This is a genomic window from Acinetobacter sp. YH12064, assembly GCF_013419735.1.
In the GTDB taxonomy this organism is placed as follows: Bacteria; Pseudomonadota; Gammaproteobacteria; order Pseudomonadales; family Moraxellaceae; genus Acinetobacter; species Acinetobacter amyesii.
The window spans coordinates 106319-124037 of the sequence record NZ_VOZP01000005.1; the positions used below are offsets into that span (position 1 = coordinate 106319).

At 42.0% G+C, this 17719-nt stretch carries 14 protein-coding genes and 1 riboswitch; of the genes, 12 read left to right on the forward strand and 2 right to left on the reverse strand.

Annotated features, from left to right (window positions below; genetic code table 11):
- The first annotated feature begins 1 nt into the window (after position 1).
- Positions 2 to 421: a Cu(I)-responsive transcriptional regulator gene (cueR, locus tag FTU13_RS06605; RefSeq protein ID WP_180003682.1), complete on the forward strand. Its 420-nt coding sequence runs from the start codon at positions 2 to 4 to the stop codon at positions 419 to 421.
- 66 nt (positions 422 to 487) lie between these two features.
- Complete coding sequence (locus FTU13_RS06610; RefSeq protein ID WP_078190942.1) at positions 488 to 682, forward strand: heavy-metal-associated domain-containing protein; 195 nt, start codon at positions 488 to 490, stop codon at positions 680 to 682.
- A gap of 65 nt (positions 683 to 747) precedes the next feature.
- Here the strand turns inward: FTU13_RS06610 and FTU13_RS06615 are convergent, their stop codons facing one another.
- Positions 748 to 1353, reverse strand: a complete 606-nt coding sequence (locus tag FTU13_RS06615; RefSeq protein WP_078190941.1) for a TetR/AcrR family transcriptional regulator — start codon at positions 1351 to 1353, stop codon at positions 748 to 750.
- Between the two features lie 605 nt (positions 1354 to 1958).
- On the opposite strand from FTU13_RS06615, the gene FTU13_RS06620 reads away from it, so the two are divergent.
- From FTU13_RS06620 to FTU13_RS06635, 4 genes are all read left to right on the forward strand, one after another.
- Positions 1959 to 3737 (forward strand): acyl-CoA dehydrogenase C-terminal domain-containing protein, encoded by a 1779-nt coding sequence (locus FTU13_RS06620; protein WP_180041492.1) that lies wholly within the window; start codon positions 1959 to 1961, stop codon positions 3735 to 3737.
- A gap of 101 nt (positions 3738 to 3838) precedes the next feature.
- The gene (locus tag FTU13_RS06625) at positions 3839 to 5008 is read left to right on the forward strand and encodes a thiolase family protein (protein ID WP_078193795.1); all 1170 of its coding nucleotides are present in this window, start codon (positions 3839 to 3841) and stop codon (positions 5006 to 5008) included.
- 117 nt (positions 5009 to 5125) lie between these two features.
- Positions 5126 to 6625, forward strand: coding sequence for a succinate CoA transferase (locus FTU13_RS06630; RefSeq protein ID WP_180127630.1), 1500 nt, complete (start codon positions 5126 to 5128; stop codon positions 6623 to 6625).
- Positions 6626 to 6848: 223 nt separating this feature from the next.
- Complete coding sequence (locus FTU13_RS06635) at positions 6849 to 7166, forward strand: hypothetical protein (RefSeq protein ID WP_372491152.1); 318 nt, start codon at positions 6849 to 6851, stop codon at positions 7164 to 7166.
- A gap of 90 nt (positions 7167 to 7256) precedes the next feature.
- Here FTU13_RS06635 and FTU13_RS06640 read toward each other — a convergent pair whose 3' ends face one another.
- A complete protein-coding gene (locus tag FTU13_RS06640; protein WP_180127628.1) occupies positions 7257 to 7958 on the reverse strand; it encodes an HAD family phosphatase in 702 nt (233 codons plus the stop codon).
- A 190-nt stretch (positions 7959 to 8148) separates the two neighbouring features.
- Between FTU13_RS06640 and FTU13_RS06645 the strand changes: the two genes are divergently transcribed.
- From FTU13_RS06645 to uca, 6 genes are all read left to right on the forward strand, one after another.
- A complete protein-coding gene (locus FTU13_RS06645) occupies positions 8149 to 9042 on the forward strand; it encodes a LysR substrate-binding domain-containing protein (protein ID WP_078190935.1) in 894 nt (297 codons plus the stop codon).
- A 183-nt stretch (positions 9043 to 9225) separates the two neighbouring features.
- Positions 9226 to 10476, forward strand: a complete 1251-nt coding sequence (locus FTU13_RS06650) for a nuclease-related domain-containing protein (RefSeq protein ID WP_180127626.1) — start codon at positions 9226 to 9228, stop codon at positions 10474 to 10476.
- A gap of 39 nt (positions 10477 to 10515) precedes the next feature.
- Positions 10516 to 12204 carry a tetratricopeptide repeat protein gene (locus tag FTU13_RS06655; protein WP_180127624.1) on the forward strand — a complete coding sequence of 563 codons (1689 nt, stop codon included), beginning with the start codon at positions 10516 to 10518 and terminating at the stop codon, positions 12202 to 12204.
- A 277-nt stretch (positions 12205 to 12481) separates the two neighbouring features.
- Positions 12482 to 12593: riboswitch (guanidine-I (ykkC/yxkD leader) on the forward strand.
- 29 nt (positions 12594 to 12622) lie between these two features.
- Complete coding sequence (locus tag FTU13_RS06660; RefSeq protein ID WP_180127622.1) at positions 12623 to 13360, forward strand: urea amidolyase associated protein UAAP1; 738 nt, start codon at positions 12623 to 12625, stop codon at positions 13358 to 13360.
- Positions 13361 to 13375: 15 nt separating this feature from the next.
- Complete coding sequence (locus FTU13_RS06665) at positions 13376 to 14038, forward strand: urea amidolyase associated protein UAAP2 (RefSeq protein WP_180127620.1); 663 nt, start codon at positions 13376 to 13378, stop codon at positions 14036 to 14038.
- 4 nt (positions 14039 to 14042) lie between these two features.
- On the forward strand, positions 14043 to 17648 hold the full coding sequence (gene uca, locus FTU13_RS06670) for an urea carboxylase (protein ID WP_180127617.1): 3606 nt from the start codon (positions 14043 to 14045) through the stop codon (positions 17646 to 17648).
- The last annotated feature ends 71 nt before the right edge of the window (positions 17649 to 17719 follow it).

A 17719-nucleotide genomic window follows, 5' to 3' on the forward strand; every position in this document is an offset into this window, starting at 1 on the left:
GATGAATATTGGACAAGCAGCGAAAGCTTCGGGCATTTCTGCAAAAATGATCCGTTATTATGAATCGATTGGGCTGTTAAATAATGCGCAGCGCACCGATGCCGGCTATCGAATTTATTCAGAAGCCGATATTAAAACCTTGAGTTTCTTAAGACATGCGCGTGATTTAGGTTTTTCTTCTGAACAAATGAAAGATTTACTTGGACTTTGGAAAAATCAAAGTCGGCAAAGTGTAGAAGTTAAAGCATTGGCGTTAAAACATATCCAGACCTTAAATCAAAAAATCGCAGACTTACAGGCTATGGTTGAGATCTTGCAACAGTCTGTCGATGGCTGTGCCGGTAATGATCAAGCCGATTGTACGATTTTAAATCAAATCGAAACGGGCATGGCTGAGTGCTGCCATACAGCAAAGATTTAAATCCGCTTGACCTTACAATCGTGGCAAGGTTTATAGTGTTGTTATTAGAAAAGAAGGATGAATATCATGAAATTTCGTATTGATAATATGACATGCGGTGGTTGTGCCCGTAGCGTAACAGCAACGATTAAAGACTTAGACGAAAATGCAACGGTCACTATTGATGTAGCTACAAAATTAGTTGACGTTGAATCTAGTGCCAGTGCAGAGCAATTGATTAGCGCTTTAACCGAAGATGGCTTCCCACCTGTGATAGCATAACCTAGATATTGTTTAATGAAAAAAAAGCCGAACAATTGTTCGGCTTTTTTATTTATAAATCAATGCTATACGGCTGAAATTTTATCTGGCGTCATCAGCGCCTGATTAATATATAGCTTGATTAAGCGTTCACGTGAACCGATTGATTTTTGATAATGCGTTGAATTGAGGAGTAGGGATGCACCATAAGTGACCGTCCAAATATAAGATAAATAATCACGTATCGACATTGCACTTTCAAGTGATTTTAAATAATCACTGGTCATGTCCTTAATTTCAATAATACGTTCTTCACGAACACGATAGAGCTCTTCAAATAACTCTTTTAATTTACGTTCATTATTGGTTAAGCGTTCTTCAATGACATGTAATAATATAGTTCTATTAGAATTCAACATATTATAAAGCATATATTGTGAAACATAAGTTTTAATATCATGATTATATTTTTTTGAAATTTCTAATAATCGTTTTTCATTTAAGATAATCAGTTCTAAATATAATTGGTTTTTACTTTTAAAATGTTTATAAATCGTGCCTTTGGCAATATCTAGTTCACAAGCTAACTCACTTAAGGTGATGTCTTGATTATTATCTAATAGCAGGGTTTCTGCCATGGCTAAAATTTTTTCCTTGCGAAGGATAAAATTTTGTTGGCGTACTGAACTCATGATAACTGTTCCATAAACATCTTGAGGGTGAACAAGCCTAGCTTAAGCTAAATCTTGTGAATCTTACATTCCACTATGGTCTCAAATATTACATAAATTGGTTTAAAAATAAACACATTAGTAGAGTGCGTAAAACATATAGAATTCATAGCATAAAATTAATGTCAATAAAACTGAACCCTTGAGGTCATTTTTTTGAAATAAAATTCCATTTTTATTTTTTTTAATTTATTGTCTTTTCGCTTTTACAACAAAAGCAGCATTTAACAAAACGGTCTTGGTTGTTATGTTATTAATACAACCTAAATTAAACATGATTATAGGTACTATTATGTTTGGTTTTAATCAATTACCAATTATAAATTTAGTCAATTCAATAAATTTATTTAATTGTAATAAAATAATGCTGCTCAAAATATCAGGTGGTTATTTTCCACTTGTCGGTAAAAACACGTTATCTATATTCTTTTTAGATATCTATCTGAAAAAACAGATCTTTAAAAAATCCACACAAAATTGATTTGATGATTTTGTGCGGGAGCGTGCAACTTTAAAAAAGTACTTTGTCAAAGACGCTGACAAAGCCTGTAGAAAAGGAAAGTACAATGCCAATATACAATGCGCCGTTAAAGGACATGGACTTCATCTTAAATGATGTATTCAATGCAGATGAGTTCTGGCAGTCAAATGAAAACTTAGCTCATATTGATATGGCGACTGCAAATGCCATTTTAGAAGAAATGGCTAAGTTTTCTAAAAACGTTATTCTAGACTTGAACCGTACTGCAGATGAAGAAGGTGGTGCGCAGTTTAGTAATGGTGTTGTTACTACGCCTACAGGGTTTAAAGACGCTTTTAAACAATTCGCTGAAGGTGGTTGGGTTGGTTTAGGCGCTTCTGAAGAATGGGGCGGCCAAAACATGCCGAAAATGTTGACAGTACTTGCTGACGAGATGATTTGGAGTACCAATCCATCATTTATGTTGTATCCACTACTGACTGTGGGTGCAGGTATGGCGATTAATGACCGTGCTTCGCAAGAGCAAAAAGAAACCTATCTTCCAAAATTTTATACGGGTGAATGGTCAGGCACTATGTGTTTAACTGAACCACATTCAGGGACTGATTTGGGGATCATTAAAACCAAAGCAGAGCCGAATGAAGATGGTTCATTTAATATTACAGGCACGAAAATTTTCATCACCAGTGGTGAACATGATCTGTGTGAAAACATCATCCATCTTGTGTTAGCAAAAACGCCAAATGCACCTGCGGGTTCACGTGGTATTTCATTGTTTATCGTTCCAAAATTCCATGTCAATGCCGATGGCTCAGTCGGTGAACGTAATGCTGTTTCAGCGGGTTCAATTGAACACAAGATGGGTATTAAAGGTTCTGCAACGTGTGTTATGAACTTTGATGGTGCCAAAGGTTATATCGTTGGTAAAGAAAACGAAGGTCTTGCGGCGATGTTTGTCATGATGAACTATGAACGTTTATCGATGGGTATCCAAGGGATTGGCGCTGCAGAATTTGCTTACCAAAATGCTGCACAGTATGCGACTGATCGTCTACAAGGTCGTTCTGCGACAGGTGTGAAATCTCCTGAAAAACCAGCAGACTCTATTTTAGTACATGGTGATGTACGTCGTATGTTGTTGAATGTACGCGCCAATAACGAAGCATCTCGTGCATTTGCTGTGTATGTTGGCCAGCAACTGGATATTACAAAATATTCAACTGACGAAGCTGCAGTGAAAAAAGCCAATGACCGCGTGGCTTTATTGACACCTATTGCAAAAGCCTACCTAACAGATACAGCCCTACAAGCTACTTTAGAAGCGCAAATGTGCTTTGGTGGTCATGGCTATATCCGTGAATGGGGTATGGAGCAATGCATTCGTGACTTACGTATTTCACAGATTTATGAAGGCACAAATGGCGTACAAGCGATTGATTTAATTGGACGCAAAACCACGAAATGTAATGGTGCATTTATTGCCGAATACATTGCTGAAATTCGTGACTTTGCTGCAACAATGGCTGATTCAAAAGTTAAATCTGCAGCATTGCAAGTTTCTGACGAAGTTGAAGCATTAACGCAATTCATTGTAGAACAATCTAAGACCACCCCAGACTTTAGCAGTTCGGTGGCAGTCGATTACCTGCACGCTGTTGGTTTACTCAGCTTTGTGTATATGTTTGCGCGTATTAGCAAAGCTGCGGCTGCAAAACCAGAGAGCTTCTTCCAAAACAAACTGGTACTCGCAGATTTCTATGTTGAGAAAGTTCTACCTGACCTTGCTGCCCGTGCTCAACGCATTAAAGCAGGTTCTGAACTTATCATGCAGCTATCTGAAGAATACTTCACCGCTCAATCTTAAAGTTTCATCGAAACCACTGTGAAAAACATTAAGATGGAAAATCTGAGGAACCAGTCATGGTTCCTTGGGGTTAAAAGATTTAAAACAGGATGAAATAAGAAATGATTGTAATTGTAGATGGCGTACGTACAGCGATGGGTGGTTTTCAGGGTTCACTTTCATCTTGTACAGCCCCAGACTTAGGTGCTGCAGCGATTCAGGCTGTTGTTGCACGTGCAGGTTTAGAACCTACAGATATTGACGAAGTTATTTTTGGCTGTGTATTACCGGCTGGTCTTAAACAAGGTCCTGCACGCCAAGCGATGCGTCAAGCAGGCTTACCAGATACAACGGGTGCCACCACGATTAATAAAATTTGTGGTTCAGGCATGAAGGCAGTGATGCAAGCAGCTGATGCGATTAAAGCCGGTTCTGCTAATATTGTGGTTGCTGGTGGTATGGAGTCGATGTCAAATGCGCCATATTTACTTGAAAAAGCGCGTTCAGGCTATCGTATGGGTCATGGTAAAACCACAGACCACATGTTTCAAGAAGGCTTAGAAGATGCTGAGACAGGTTTGTCGATGGGCATACTTGCACAAGATATGGCAGATAAAAAAGGCTATACCCGTGAACAGCAAGATGCTTTTGCCATCAACTCACTCAATAAAGCCGTTGCAGCGATTCAAGGTGGTTTCTTTAAAAATGAAATCGTGCCGGTTACCGTTAAAAGCCGTAAAGGTGATGTCGTTGTTGACACAGATGAACAGCCTTTAAGTGCTAAGCCTGAAAAAATCCCTACACTGCGTCCTGCATTCAAAAAAGACGGCACGATCACAGCTGCCAATGCCAGCTCAATTTCTGACGGTGCATCTGCTTTGGTGGTTACATCAGAAGAAACGGCCCAAGCACGTGGTTTAACACCACTGGCAAAAGTCGTTGCTTATGCTACAAATTCACAGCATCCATCAGAGTTCACGATTGCTCCAGTCGGTGCTATTGAGAAAGTACTTGCACAAGCCGGTTGGGATGCACAAGAGGTTGACCTGTGGGAAGTCAATGAAGCATTTGCTATGGTTACAATGCTGGCGATTGATGGATTTAACTTAGATGAAGCAAAAGTGAACATTCATGGTGGTGCTTGCTCACTTGGTCACCCACTAGGTTCATCAGGTTCACGTATTATTGTGACGCTGATTCATGCCTTAAAACGCACTGGCGGTAAAAAAGGTGTCGCAGCACTGTGTATTGGTGGCGGTGAAGCAACTGCAATTGCGGTTGAACTGATTTAATTTGCCTCAATTTATATAAGTAAGCTTTTAGATAAGCAATAACAAACGCTATCTCAGTTCGCTGGGATGGCGAAAAAAGATGTTTATTTTTAGATATTTATTTTTTGAGATTTAATTATGAATGGTTTAGATCGCATTCGCTTACTCTCCCTTCGCGACAAAGTAATGTCTGCTGAAAAAGCGATTGAGTTAATTCAAGATGGTTCAGTGGTTGGTTTAAGTGGTTTTGGTGGTGCAGGTGAGGCAAAGACGGTTCCATTGGCACTTGCAGATCATGCAGTTTCACATCCTCTTCGTATCACGTTGGCAACGGGTGCTAGTTTAGGAAATAGTATCGATGGTCGCCTCAATGCGGCGCATGCGATAGAACGTCGTTATCCGTATCAGGCAGATCCTGGTTTACGTAAAGCCATTAACGCTGGCGAGGTCATGTATATTGACCAACACTTGTCTGAAATGGCCGATAATATTCGTCATCATAATTTACCGCGCATTAATGTGGCCGTTATTGCAGCGACTGCAATTACAGAAGATGGTCAAGTTATTCCGACAGGTTCATGTGGTAACTCAGCCAATTTCATTGAAATGGCAGATCATGTGATTATTGAAATTGATAATACGATTAACCCAGTGCTAGAAGGTGTACATGATATTTATGTGCCGAAAGCGCGACCAAACCGTGGGCCAATTCCACTGACTCAGGTCGGTGAACGTATTGGTACGATTGGGATCAATGTCAGCCCCGATAAGATTTCAGCTATTGTGTTGAATGATCTGCCAGATACCCAGTTTAAAATGGATGAACCTGATGCTGAAACCCTAGCGATTGCTCAGCACCTGATTGATTTCTTTGAAGGTGAAGTGGCAGCAGGGCGTTTGCCTGAAAATTTAGGCCCGCTACAGTCAGGTGTGGGTTCGATTGCCAATGCTGTATTCGCAGGTTTTGAGCATTCTAATTTCCATGATTTGGAAATGTATTCAGAAGTACTACAAGACTGTACTTTCCAGCTAATTGATTCTGGAAAAATGAAATTTGCCTCAGGCTGTTCAATGACATTGTCTGAGCCTTGTGCACAGCACGTGATGAACAATTTTGATCAGTACAAAGACAAAATTGTGTTACGTCCACAAGAGCTATCCAATAACCCTGAAATCATTCGACGTTTAGGCATTATCGCGATTAATACGGCGCTTGAGTTTGATATTTACGGAAACGTAAATTCGACCCATGTGACGGGTACGAAAATGATGAACGGTATCGGTGGTTCAGGAGACTTTACTCGTCATGCGCACATTGCCATTTTCGTAACCAAGTCGATTGCAAAAGGTGGTGCGATTTCATCTGTGGTGCCAATGGTGAGTCATACCGACCATATTGACCACGACGTTGACATCGTGGTTACAGAGCAGGGCTTGGCAGATTTACGTGGTCTTTCACCACGTGAGCGTGCACGTAAAGTCATTGAAATCTGTGCACATCCTGATTATCGCGCAGCATTGTTGAGCTACTTTGAACGCGCATGTGAGCTTGGTGGTCAAACGCCGCATATTTTAAAAGAGGCTTTGTCTTGGCATGCCACTTTTGAAGAAACCGGTTCAATGCGTCAAATCGTATAAATCTAAAGATTGAAAATATTTAAATAAGCCCACAATCAAGTGGGCTTATTTATTATGAAAGACTACAAATGTTTCAAAACATGACAAAAGAAAAACAACGCCACTTAGTTTGAAACTTTTGCACAACATGAACGGTCTTAAGTTCTCTTCAAGGCTTTCTATAATGCAAAACTCATTGACAAAGAAGGTCAGTATTTTGAAAAAGATTCAATTATTTTCTGCGATGTTGTTCGCAGTTCTCCTCACTGCATGTAAACAAAGTCCAGCGCCTGATTATGCTGGAACATGGCAAAATACCGCAGTAGATCCGCAACTTGAAAATGCGCTGATTATTAGTAAAAATGGTGAAAACTATTTCATTACCAATACTTTAAAAGATAAAAAAAGTGGTAAATCTGAAAAGAAAAATCCTGTACCTGCATCTGTCGCTGAATCTGGGTTACTGGCTGTAAACTCTGGGACAGGTGCTGTTGAATTTGCGATTGACGAAAAAACGGGAAATTTAGTCGGGTCTGGATCCATTTATAAAAAAGTAAAATAGATCAATTATCTATTGATGCAAAAATATCAAAAGCAGCCTCTAAATTGGGCTGCTTTTTTAACTTTAAAGCGAATGTTTATTTGCTTTAACTCAGTTCAGAACCGAAGAGAAATCATGGATAAAATAATCCGCTTTATTTTTGATTTGCTCAATTTCGTGCTCTGAATATGCATCATACACGGCAACCACTTCAATGCCTGCTGCATTTGCAGCTTCTACACCAATGAGTGAATCTTCAAAAATTAAACATTCTTCAGGTCGAACTGCAAAATGTTCAATCGCCTGTAAATAGACTTCAGGATGCGGCTTAATATTTTTGACACTTTCACGGGTCAGGATCAGATCAAAGCTATTTTCAAAATGCAGCATTGGATAGATGTTAATATTTTTTTGATATCGATAAATATTTTGCAGGCTGGTCGTGGTGGTAATTGCCACCTGAATGCCTTGCTGAATGAGCTGTTGAACAAATAACGCTGCATGTGGTTTAAGCAAGATGATATGTTCTAAAAAATGCTGTGAAATGGCATATCGTTGCTGTTTGATTTGATCTGCTGTGTGCTGTTCAATGCTGTAAGTATCTTTTAGATAGTTACAATACATTAAGTAAGGGTCTGGTGTATTTTTAAATAATTGCAGCTGAATGTCACGTTCACGTTGAATTAAACCCAGTTGGATGGTTTGTCCAGTTAACTGTTGAATCAAATCTGCGTCGACCTGATTCCACACGCCAACAGAGTCAATAAGTGTGCCATCTAAATCAAAACAAACCAGTTTTTTTCCTTGAAGCATGTTGATATCCAAATTCGTGCTGGGTCTATTATGCGGACTGATTGGGGTGTTGAAAAGCCAAATGCAACTGAGCAGGCTAAACTGGCGTTTCATCTGCAATAAAAGTAATATTTCGTTATTGGCTTTTTGTATAATTCAGCAGATGATGCACAGCATAACTTGCAATATTTAATTAGGGATTAAATCTTTCGTGTTTGAATTGGACTGTAAACTTCTTAGCATTTTTTTTCATGTTTATAAGTACAAAAATGTGTCACAAGCTGCTGAACACTTGCAGATGAGTCAGCCTACAGTCAGTAATATTTTAAATAAAATACGACAGCATTATAACGACCCCTTATTTTTACGTATTGGTAATGAAATGGTGCCTACGGAGTTATCGCGTCAATTATTTCCTTTAGTCAGCGAAGCCTTGAGTAAAGTCGAAGCCATTAATAATTTTACGATTAATTTTGATCAAGCCATTTCAGATCAACAATTTACTTTGGCCATGACCGATGTTTCGCATTTGGTTTTATTGCCTAAAATCAGCCAATATCTAAAAAAACACGCGCCACAAATACGTCTAAATGTACGCCCGATTACCACTGAAACCAGTTATCAGATGGCGAATGGTGAAATTGATTTAGCACTGGGGTTTTTACCGCATTTGGAAAGCGGCTTTTATCAGCAAAAACTGTTTGAGCAATATTATGTGGTGATTGCAGCTAAGGATCATCCACGATTAACGGGTGACACCATTACAACTGAGCAATATTTATCAGAGTCACATATTGATATTGATGCAGGTATGGGGCACTACCATATTGAAAATGAGCTGCTTAACCTTGATTTAAAACGTGATATTTTGATGCGTTTACCTAGTTATTTAGGTGTAGGCTTAGTTGTGCAAGACACTGATGCGATTGCTACTGTGCCGTATTACTTGAGTGAAGTATTGCTTTCGCGCGGCAACTTAAAAATATTTGACGCACCGATTGCATTTCCAACCTATGGCGTGAAGCAATATTGGCATATGTCCTGCCATCATAAAACCAGCCATCAATGGCTACGTCATATGTTCCATGAAATCTTAGTGAAATAGCTGCGCCGGCGAATTCTGTTTGCAGCCTATTTTGCGCATGCTGCAGGCAGTTCAGCTTATTTGCTGTATTGATTTAAACTTTTCTTATTTATAAGAAATATGCATAATAAGATGCTGTTTTAGCTTTGCATTTTACAATTATTTATTACTTTTTTGGGTATAGGGTTTAGGGGTTTACTGTTAATGATTTACTGCTTTTATGGGAATCAAGCCGATCATGCCCATGAAGAGCGCATGCTTCAGAATTTTTTATCACAGCTGCAGCTGGACTGGGATGGTCCAGAAAAATGGATTTATATCGTTTATAACGCCATGTGGAATGGGCAGGATGTAGACTTTGTATGTTTTAGCCCATTTTCAATTATTGTGGGCGACTTTAAAAGCTATACCGGCGCACTAACAGCCGGTGAGAACGGCCCTTGGAAGCTGCTGAATCATAATAACGAATTGATTGAAGTCAAAGGCGGCAATCAGTTCAATCCCTACCGCCAGCTGCGCAATAATAAATTTTCCCTGCTGAATTTTTTAAGCAATGAGCCGGCTTTCAGCCGCTGTGAACTGGGGCATATCGGTGCCGTCACGGTCTTTACTGCATTAACAGATGTTGAAGATCAACTGAGTGAAAAAACCCGGAAGTGGATGGGCATTACGGATATCGCGCATTGCAGCGCATATTTCGCGGCTAAAAAAAGCGCTGGCATCCGCTTAGAGCAGCAGTGGGTGTCCGAACTTATGGGCAAAATGAACTTGATGCCCTATGAATGGCAGCCAAAACCGCCGGTTGATGCTGTTGCGCATGCATATTTAACGCCTAAAGCAGTGCCGGACACAGCAGCGACGGTAAAGGTGAAAATGCGGCAGGCGCAAATAAAGCCCCCGCGCAGCAGCCAGCCGCCGGCGCTGAGTAAATTTTGGCCGATAGCGTTTCTTGCATTACTGCTGCTTATTCCGGCCGCATGGCAAAAAATCGGGAATATTTTCACCCAAATGATGAGCAAAAAAACTGAAAGCGCTGTCAGTGAAACTTCGCATCAAAGCACCGTGGACACTCGGGGCCGTGCAGAAACGGACGCATCCTCAGAACAGCCTCAGGCCGAACTGAAATGGTCGGATGAAAAGCCGGCGCAGCGGGCACACCAGCAGGATGATTTTTGGGAAAACCGCCCAAGAAGCCTTGAGCGGCCGGAAGCGGAACGGCCAGCGCCAGCGGTCCAATTGACGGAACCTGCGGTGCAAAAAACGAAGCAGCAGCCGGCATCAGAACAAATACTGCAGCCGAAGCGCGGAGAGCAGAATCCGCCGCCGGTTATTGCTGAAACGCGCGCAAATCCGGCGCCCCGCGCAGCAGAAGCGAGAACGCCAGCCGCCGCAGCGGAAGAAAAAATACAGCAGGCTGATGACCTTGATTCACGCTTAAGGGATTCGAGCTACTAAAGCCTGCATAAATTTGAATTACAGGATGTATCACTAAAAATGCACATATTTTCAAAGAAAATCATTCCGCTTGCGATCAGTATGCTGGTTTTAGCCGCGCCGGACGCGGTCTATGCTTTGCCTTCACATGGGCAGTTTGATCAGACGATGGATGAGCTGAAAATTGCGCCATCTGGCAAACAGAAGCTTTATATTGCCCAGCTGACACAATGGGCAAAAGAAGGCCATACGCCATCACAGGTCAATCTGGGGCAAATGTATCTGCTAGGAGATTTTGTTCAAAAAGATCTGCGTCAGGCCTATGAATGGACCAATGCAGCCGCAGCAAAAAACAATCCGAAAGCGCAAAATAATCTGGGCAAGATGTATCTTCGCGGCATGGGGGTAAAAAAGGACACTTTAAAAGCCTATGAATTATTCGGCAAAGCTGCCCAAACAGGCCTTTCAGATGCGCACTATAACTTGGGGGTAATGTTTGAACAGGGCATTGGTGTCGAAATGTACTTGCCTTATGCATTCGGCTATTACCTGACTGCAGTTAAAACAGAGGCGCCGCAAATGCTGCAGCGGAATTTGGAACACGCCAAGCAAGGCCGCGCCATAGCGCAAAATGATTTGGGCTATATGTACGCGATCGGATTTGGAACTGAAAAAAATTCACAGCAGGCGCTCTATTGGTTTGAGCAAGCTGCAAAACAGCAGCTGCCGGAAGCCATGAATAATTTAGCTGTGCTGTATGACGGTTCCGGCGAGTTCGTAGCTAAAAATTTTGATCCGGGTTATTACAAGGCGATTAAGCATTACAGATCCTCTTTAACCGATTCAAAACGCTTGGAAAATACCGCTACGCAGGTAGCTTTGAATCGTGATTTGGCTAATCATTATTTTGCTTTGGCTTTGAAATTAAAGCATCCGGCTGCCCAATTCAATATGGCTAAAAAATATGAAACCGGGCTGGGTGTAAAAACAGACCTGCAGCAGGCAGTGCAGCTGTATCAGGCTTCGATTGCTCAAGGCTTTGTTTTGGCTGAGTTTGGTTTAGCCCGATTGTATCTCGATCAAAATGACGCGGTCAACAGAGCAAAAGCGCTTCCGCTGTTTGAGAGCGCAGCGCGTAAAGGGGACAGCCGTGCCATGAATTATGCCGCGCTGCTCTCTGGACATATGATTGATATACCCGGCTGGTTCAATCCAGAAGAAAATACAGGGCCTGAAGCCTTTCAGCGCTGGGTAAAGACACAGCCGAGGGATCAATTGACTGAGGAAGATTATACAGAAGCAGGCATACAAAAACTGACCGAGCAAGCGCAGCGCGGAAGCGCATCGGCGCAGTATAAGCTGGCGATATTTAGATCCGAAGGTTTTAAATATTTGCAGCAAGATTATGCTGAAGCGGAAAAGCTATTTAAAGCAGCAGCTGCGCAAGGAAATGCCCACGCCATTTATAAACTGGGCTGGCTCTATTCACGTGAATATGTACCGGCTGCGAAGGACGCATCTGACAGCAGTCTGTTTGCCAGTCATAAATTAGGGCTGGCTTATTTTGAAGCAGCAGCCGCTCAAGGTGTTCCAGAAGCGCAGCATGAATTAGCGATGACCTATTATGCAGGCATGGGGGTCGAAAAAAATCCGGCGCTGGCTGCAAGCTATTACCGTCAAGCCGCAGCAAGCGGATTTCCCCACGCAGTAAGATGGATCAACCGGTTCAAAGATGCAGACCGTAAATAACGCGGATTAATGAAGACTTCTTCGCGGAAAGATCAAGCTGACTAAGCGGTTTCCTTGTCATATATAAGCGCTCAGATGCTATGTGGGCTTTTTTCATTTCTGTTTGCCTGTTGGCGCATCTGTTTATTTTGGTGCATTTTGCAGGCAAAGCGCATTTTCTGCACCTGAAAGATTCAGGCCTCTTCTGATTCTTTGCCAAACTTCCAGAATTAGCAGTATTACCGGTTGTATAAATAGTATTACTGTTTTGGCACAGCCTTTGCATTTCTACTTACATCATAAAGTGATCTAGGGTTCCGATACATGAAGTTTCATGTAGGTCTGCGACCGAGAGTTCACGGCTTAAGTTGCAAGCTCAAGCTACACGGAGGGATAAAAGCCCGGGAGGTAAATAGTTAAGAATTAGGCAGAGGCTGCAATGAGCACAAAACATTATCATGACGATAAAGCACTATGGACTGAACTTTTACCGGGTGGACACCACTGGTCAGCACGTATTCAGCGAGGGGCAATATTACAGATTAAATCGCTAGGGCAAAATGCCAATGTGTCGCTGTACTGTGTAAATAGTGAAGATAAGCTTGAGCGCTATAACATGCCAGATAGCCTCAAAGGTCAACACACGGCATATTTAAGTACAGGTCATATTTTGGCGTCGGATTTAGGCCGTGCCATGATCTCGATTGTGAAAGATGATCACGCTTGGAATGATGCTTTTTGTGCACCAAGTACGGCATCGCAAATTGAAAACCAATTCGGCAACAAAACTTTCCAAGATGCCCGTAATGATATGTACCGTAATGGCAAAGATAGCTTATTGCTTGAAATGACCAAGTTTGGCTTATCTGCAACTGACCTCAGCAGTACCTTAAATTTATTCTCTAAAGTTCAACCTGATGACAATGGCAACTTAAGTTATGTTGCATCGGACAATACAAATCAAATCATTGAACTGCGCTTTGAAATGGATTGTTTAGTCTTTTTATCTAGTGCACCACATGCTCTAGATAACACCACTGAATATGCACCTGCCGATGTTCAATTGTCTTTATACAAAGCACTTCCTTTAGGCGACAACGATGTATGTCGTGATTCATGCCCGCAAAATCAACGTGCATTTCAAAACAACAATCGTTACTACGCACTCAGCGCTTAATTTGGAGGATACAACATGACAGCTTTAGTGAACTCACTACAACCTCATGAAAAAACAGTTTTAAGTGAAGTTTGTCCTGCCGGTAAAGCATGGATGTGTGAAGTCAAAAAAGGGCAATATTTCCGTATTGTAGACTTAGAGGGCAATCAAGCGGTTGATACGCTCTTTATCTCGGCGTCAAACCCTGAAGAGCGCTATAGCGCAACTGATACCTTAGCGATTAATCAACAAATCTATTTAGAAAAAGGCACAGCTTTATACACCAACTTTGGCAACAAAATTGCCAGCATTCATGACGACAACTGTGGCCGTCACGATACTTTAGGCGGTGCATGTTCATGTGAAAGTAACACCGTTCGTTATGCACATGACAAATATCCAATGCACAGTTGCCGTAACAATTTCATGATTGCATTGTCTCAGCATCCAATTGCCAAAAAACATGGCTTAAACGTACGTCACATCGGTCCAAACATTAACTTCTTTATGAATGTGCCTGTGACTGCGGAAGGTCATCTTAAATTTGATGATGGTATTTCTGCACCGGGAAAATATGTCGAGATTAAAGCCGAAATGGATTTAATTGTCCTCATTTCTAATTGCCCACAACTGAATAACCCATGTAATGCTTATAACCCTACAAAAATTCAACTGATCGTCCGTGAAGGTGAGGAGTAATAGCATGTTTAATAAAGTCCTCATTGCCAACCGTGGTGCAATCGCTTGCCGTGTGATCCGTACACTCAAGAAATTAGGTATTCAATCTGTTGCTGTGTATTCCGAAGCAGACCGTGATTCTTTGCATGTGACCTTAGCCGATGAAGCAGTATTTATTGGCGATAGTCCTGCCAGCCAAAGTTATTTAAATGTCGATAAAATTTTAGAAGTCGCGAAACAAACAGGCGCAGAGGCGATTCATCCAGGCTATGGTTTCTTGTCTGAAAATGCTGAATTTTGTGATCTCTGTGAAGCTCAAGGCATTGTATTTTTAGGGCCAAATTCGGCGCAAATGAAATCCTTTGGCTTAAAACATACGGCGCGCGAACTTGCGATTCAAGCCAATGTACCACTTCTTCCCGGTAGTCAGCTTTTGGCAGATGAAGCTGAAGCACTGCTTGAAGCCAATCGTATTGGTTATCCTGTGATGCTGAAAAGTACCGCGGGCGGTGGTGGTATTGGTATGCGTTTGGTGTGGAATGAAGAAGAGCTGAAAGATGCTTATTCTACAGTGTCATATCTTGCCCAAGCCAACTTTAAAGACGCAGGTTTATATTTAGAGAAATTTGTACAGAATGCCCGCCATATCGAAGTGCAGATTTTTGGTGATGGCAAGGGCTTAGTTTTAGCACTTGGTGAGCGTGATTGTTCGGTGCAGCGCCGAAACCAAAAAGTCGTGGAAGAAACGCCAGCACCCCATATCAATGATGAGCAACGTGCCTATATTCAATCGGTTGCGATTGGGCTGATGCAGTCGGTAAGTTACCGTTCGGCAGGTACAGTTGAGTTTGTGATGGATACCGACACACAGGAATTCTATTTCTTAGAAGTGAATACCCGCCTGCAAGTTGAACATGGCGTGACGGAGCAAGTGTTTGGTGTAGACCTTGTGGAATGGATGGTCACTCTCGGTAGTGGTGATTGGGTTGTACCAACAGCAGAACTTGAATCGAGAGGTCATTCGATTCAAGTACGTTTATATGCCGAAGACCCGATCAAGAACTTCCAGCCAAGTGCAGGTTTACTTACACATGTCGAGTTTGATAGCCATGCCCGCAATGAAACTTGGGTGGAAACAGGTTCCAATGTATCGTCATTTTATGACCCGATGATTGCCAAAATCATTGTCACGGCAGATGACCGCGATTCAGCAATTCAAGCCATGACCGAAACACTTGCCAAAACATCGGTTGCAGGCATCGAAACCAATCTTGAATATCTACAAAATATTATCGACTGCGATGTATTTAAAGCCGGTACGCAAACCACACGTTTCTTAAATACATTCGAGTGGAAAACTCAAAAAATTGAAGTGCTACAAGCCGACATTCAAACTTCTGTGCAAGATGTGACAGGTCGTTTGGGGTACTGGGATGTCGGTGTGCCACCCTCAGGTGCGATAGATCCATTATCACTGAATGTTGCAAACCAGTTGCTTGGTAATGCCTATAACACTGCAGGGCTTGAATGTACCCTACAAGGGCCAACCTTAAAATTCCATTGTGACAGCCAAATCGTACTTGCCGGCGGTGATATGCCGTCGACTTTAGATGGTCAGTCTGTGCCAATGTGGCAAACCGTCAATGTGTGTAAAGGTCAGATTTTAAAATGTGGCAAAATCGCGACAGGTTGCCGTACTTATATCGGCATCAAAGGTGGTCTGAATGTGCCTGAATATCTCGGCTCACAAGCGACTTTTACCTTGGGGCAGTTTGGTGGTCATGCCGGGCGTAACTTACTGATTGGCGATATGCTCCCAATTACAGCATTCACAAGCGATGAAATTAAAGCTCTTGCACCTGAACAAGTGCCTTCATTTAGCCATGAATGGGAAATTGCGGTGATGTATGGCCCACATGGTGCGCCTGATTTCTTTACCAAAAATGACATTGATACTTTCTTTGCCAATACTTTTGAGATTCACTTTAACTCAAGCCGTACCGGTATTCGTTTAATCGGGCCAAAACCGGAATGGGCACGTGAGGATGGTGGTGAAGCAGGTCTGCATCCATCCAATATTCATGACAATGCTTATGCCATTGGTGCGATTGATTTCACTGGTGATATGCCGATTATCTTGGGTCCAGATGGTCCAAGTCTCGGTGGTTTCGTTTGTCCTGCGGTGGTGATTCATTCTGAGCTATGGAAATTAGGTCAATTGAAAGCCGGTGACAAAGTTAAATTTGTGCCTGTGAGCTATCACCAAGCCAAAATGCTGAATGAAAAATATCATGCGCAACTAGAAGCTTCAGATACCCAAGCTGTCGCATTTGATGAGTCGTTCTATCCTGAACTCGCAACCTTAAAAAATGCCGTGCTTGATACCTTAAAAGGTGAAAATGGTGCGCCTGATGTGGTGTATCGTCCTGCGGGCAATAACTACATGTTGGTGGAATATGGTGAGTTGGTGCTTGATCTAAACTTACGTTTCCGTATCCATGCGCTCATGCAATGGGTTCAAAAGCAAAATATCACAGGGATTATTGATCTCACACCGGGGATTCGTTCGCTGCAAATTCATTTTGATTCGATCAAGCTTGATCAAATTGATTTACTTCGTTTACTGCAAGTCGCTGAAGCTGAACTGCCTGATGTGACTGAGATGCAAGCACCGTCACGGACTGTGTATTTACCACTCGCTTGGGAAGATTCACAAACCCAGCTAGCGACAGAGCGTTATATGCAAACGGTACGTCCAGATGCACCATGGTGTCCTGATAATATTGAGTTTATCCGTCGTATTAATGGTTTAAAAGACAAACAAGCGGTCAAAGATGTGGTTTATGACGCAAGTTATTTGGTCATGGGCTTGGGCGATGTGTACTTAGGCGCACCTGTGGCAACGCCACTTGATCCGCGTCAGCGTTTAGTCACCACCAAATATAATCCTGCACGAACTTGGACACCTGAAAATGCCGTGGGTATTGGCGGTACATATATGTGTGTCTACGGCATGGAAGGTCCGGGAGGCTATCAGTTTGTTGGTCGTACCACGCAAATGTGGTCACGCTACCGTAAAAATGCCGACTTTGAACAAGGCAAGCCATGGTTATTACGCTTCTTCGACCAAATTAAATTCTATGAAGTGTCTGAAACTGAACTCATGCAAATGCGTGAGGACTTTAAAGCAGGACGCTTAAAACTGCGTGTAGAAGAAGGTGTGCTGAACCTAAAAGAATACAATGACTTTTTGACTGAAAATGCAGAATCAATCTCAGCATTTAAATCTGTCCAACAAGCCAATTTTGATGAAGAACGTCGCCGTTGGCATGAAGCAGGGCTTGCAGAGTATATTTCTGAAAGTTTAGATGCTGTAACTGATGATAGCGATATTCAAATACCTGATGGTGGCTGTGCAGTGGAATCGCACATGCCGGGCAGTATTTGGAAAATTGAATGCAAGTCAGGTGATATTGTTGAAGAAGGTGCAACGCTTGCGGTGATTGAAGCGATGAAGATTGAGATTCCAATTATTGCACCTGAACGTATGAAGGTTTCTGAAATTACCATTGAAAAAGGGCAAACAGTGAAAACAGGGCAGGTGTTGTTTACGTTGTCGCCTGTGGCTTAAAGTAGATAAGTTATATTAGGGAGTAGTTTTTACTCCCTTTTTTCTTTATAAATGTGTAATCCGTTAAGTTA

Coding starts and splice junctions, on each gene's coding strand:
- cueR (WP_180003682.1), top strand. CDS start 2: ATGAATATTGGACAAGCAGCGAAAGCTTCGGGCATTTCTGCAAAAATG.
- FTU13_RS06610 (WP_078190942.1), top strand. CDS start 488: ATGAAATTTCGTATTGATAATATGACATGCGGTGGTTGTGCCCGTAGC.
- FTU13_RS06615 (WP_078190941.1), bottom strand. CDS start 1,353: ATGAGTTCAGTACGCCAACAAAATTTTATCCTTCGCAAGGAAAAAATT.
- FTU13_RS06620 (WP_180041492.1), top strand. CDS start 1,959: ATGCCAATATACAATGCGCCGTTAAAGGACATGGACTTCATCTTAAAT.
- FTU13_RS06625 (WP_078193795.1), top strand. CDS start 3,839: ATGATTGTAATTGTAGATGGCGTACGTACAGCGATGGGTGGTTTTCAG.
- FTU13_RS06630 (WP_180127630.1), top strand. CDS start 5,126: ATGAATGGTTTAGATCGCATTCGCTTACTCTCCCTTCGCGACAAAGTA.
- FTU13_RS06635 (WP_372491152.1), top strand. CDS start 6,849: ATGTTGTTCGCAGTTCTCCTCACTGCATGTAAACAAAGTCCAGCGCCT.
- FTU13_RS06640 (WP_180127628.1), bottom strand. CDS start 7,958: ATGCTTCAAGGAAAAAAACTGGTTTGTTTTGATTTAGATGGCACACTT.
- FTU13_RS06650 (WP_180127626.1), top strand. CDS start 9,226: ATGATTTACTGCTTTTATGGGAATCAAGCCGATCATGCCCATGAAGAG.
- FTU13_RS06655 (WP_180127624.1), top strand. CDS start 10,516: ATGCACATATTTTCAAAGAAAATCATTCCGCTTGCGATCAGTATGCTG.
- FTU13_RS06660 (WP_180127622.1), top strand. CDS start 12,623: ATGAGCACAAAACATTATCATGACGATAAAGCACTATGGACTGAACTT.
- FTU13_RS06665 (WP_180127620.1), top strand. CDS start 13,376: ATGACAGCTTTAGTGAACTCACTACAACCTCATGAAAAAACAGTTTTA.
- uca (WP_180127617.1), top strand. CDS start 14,043: ATGTTTAATAAAGTCCTCATTGCCAACCGTGGTGCAATCGCTTGCCGT.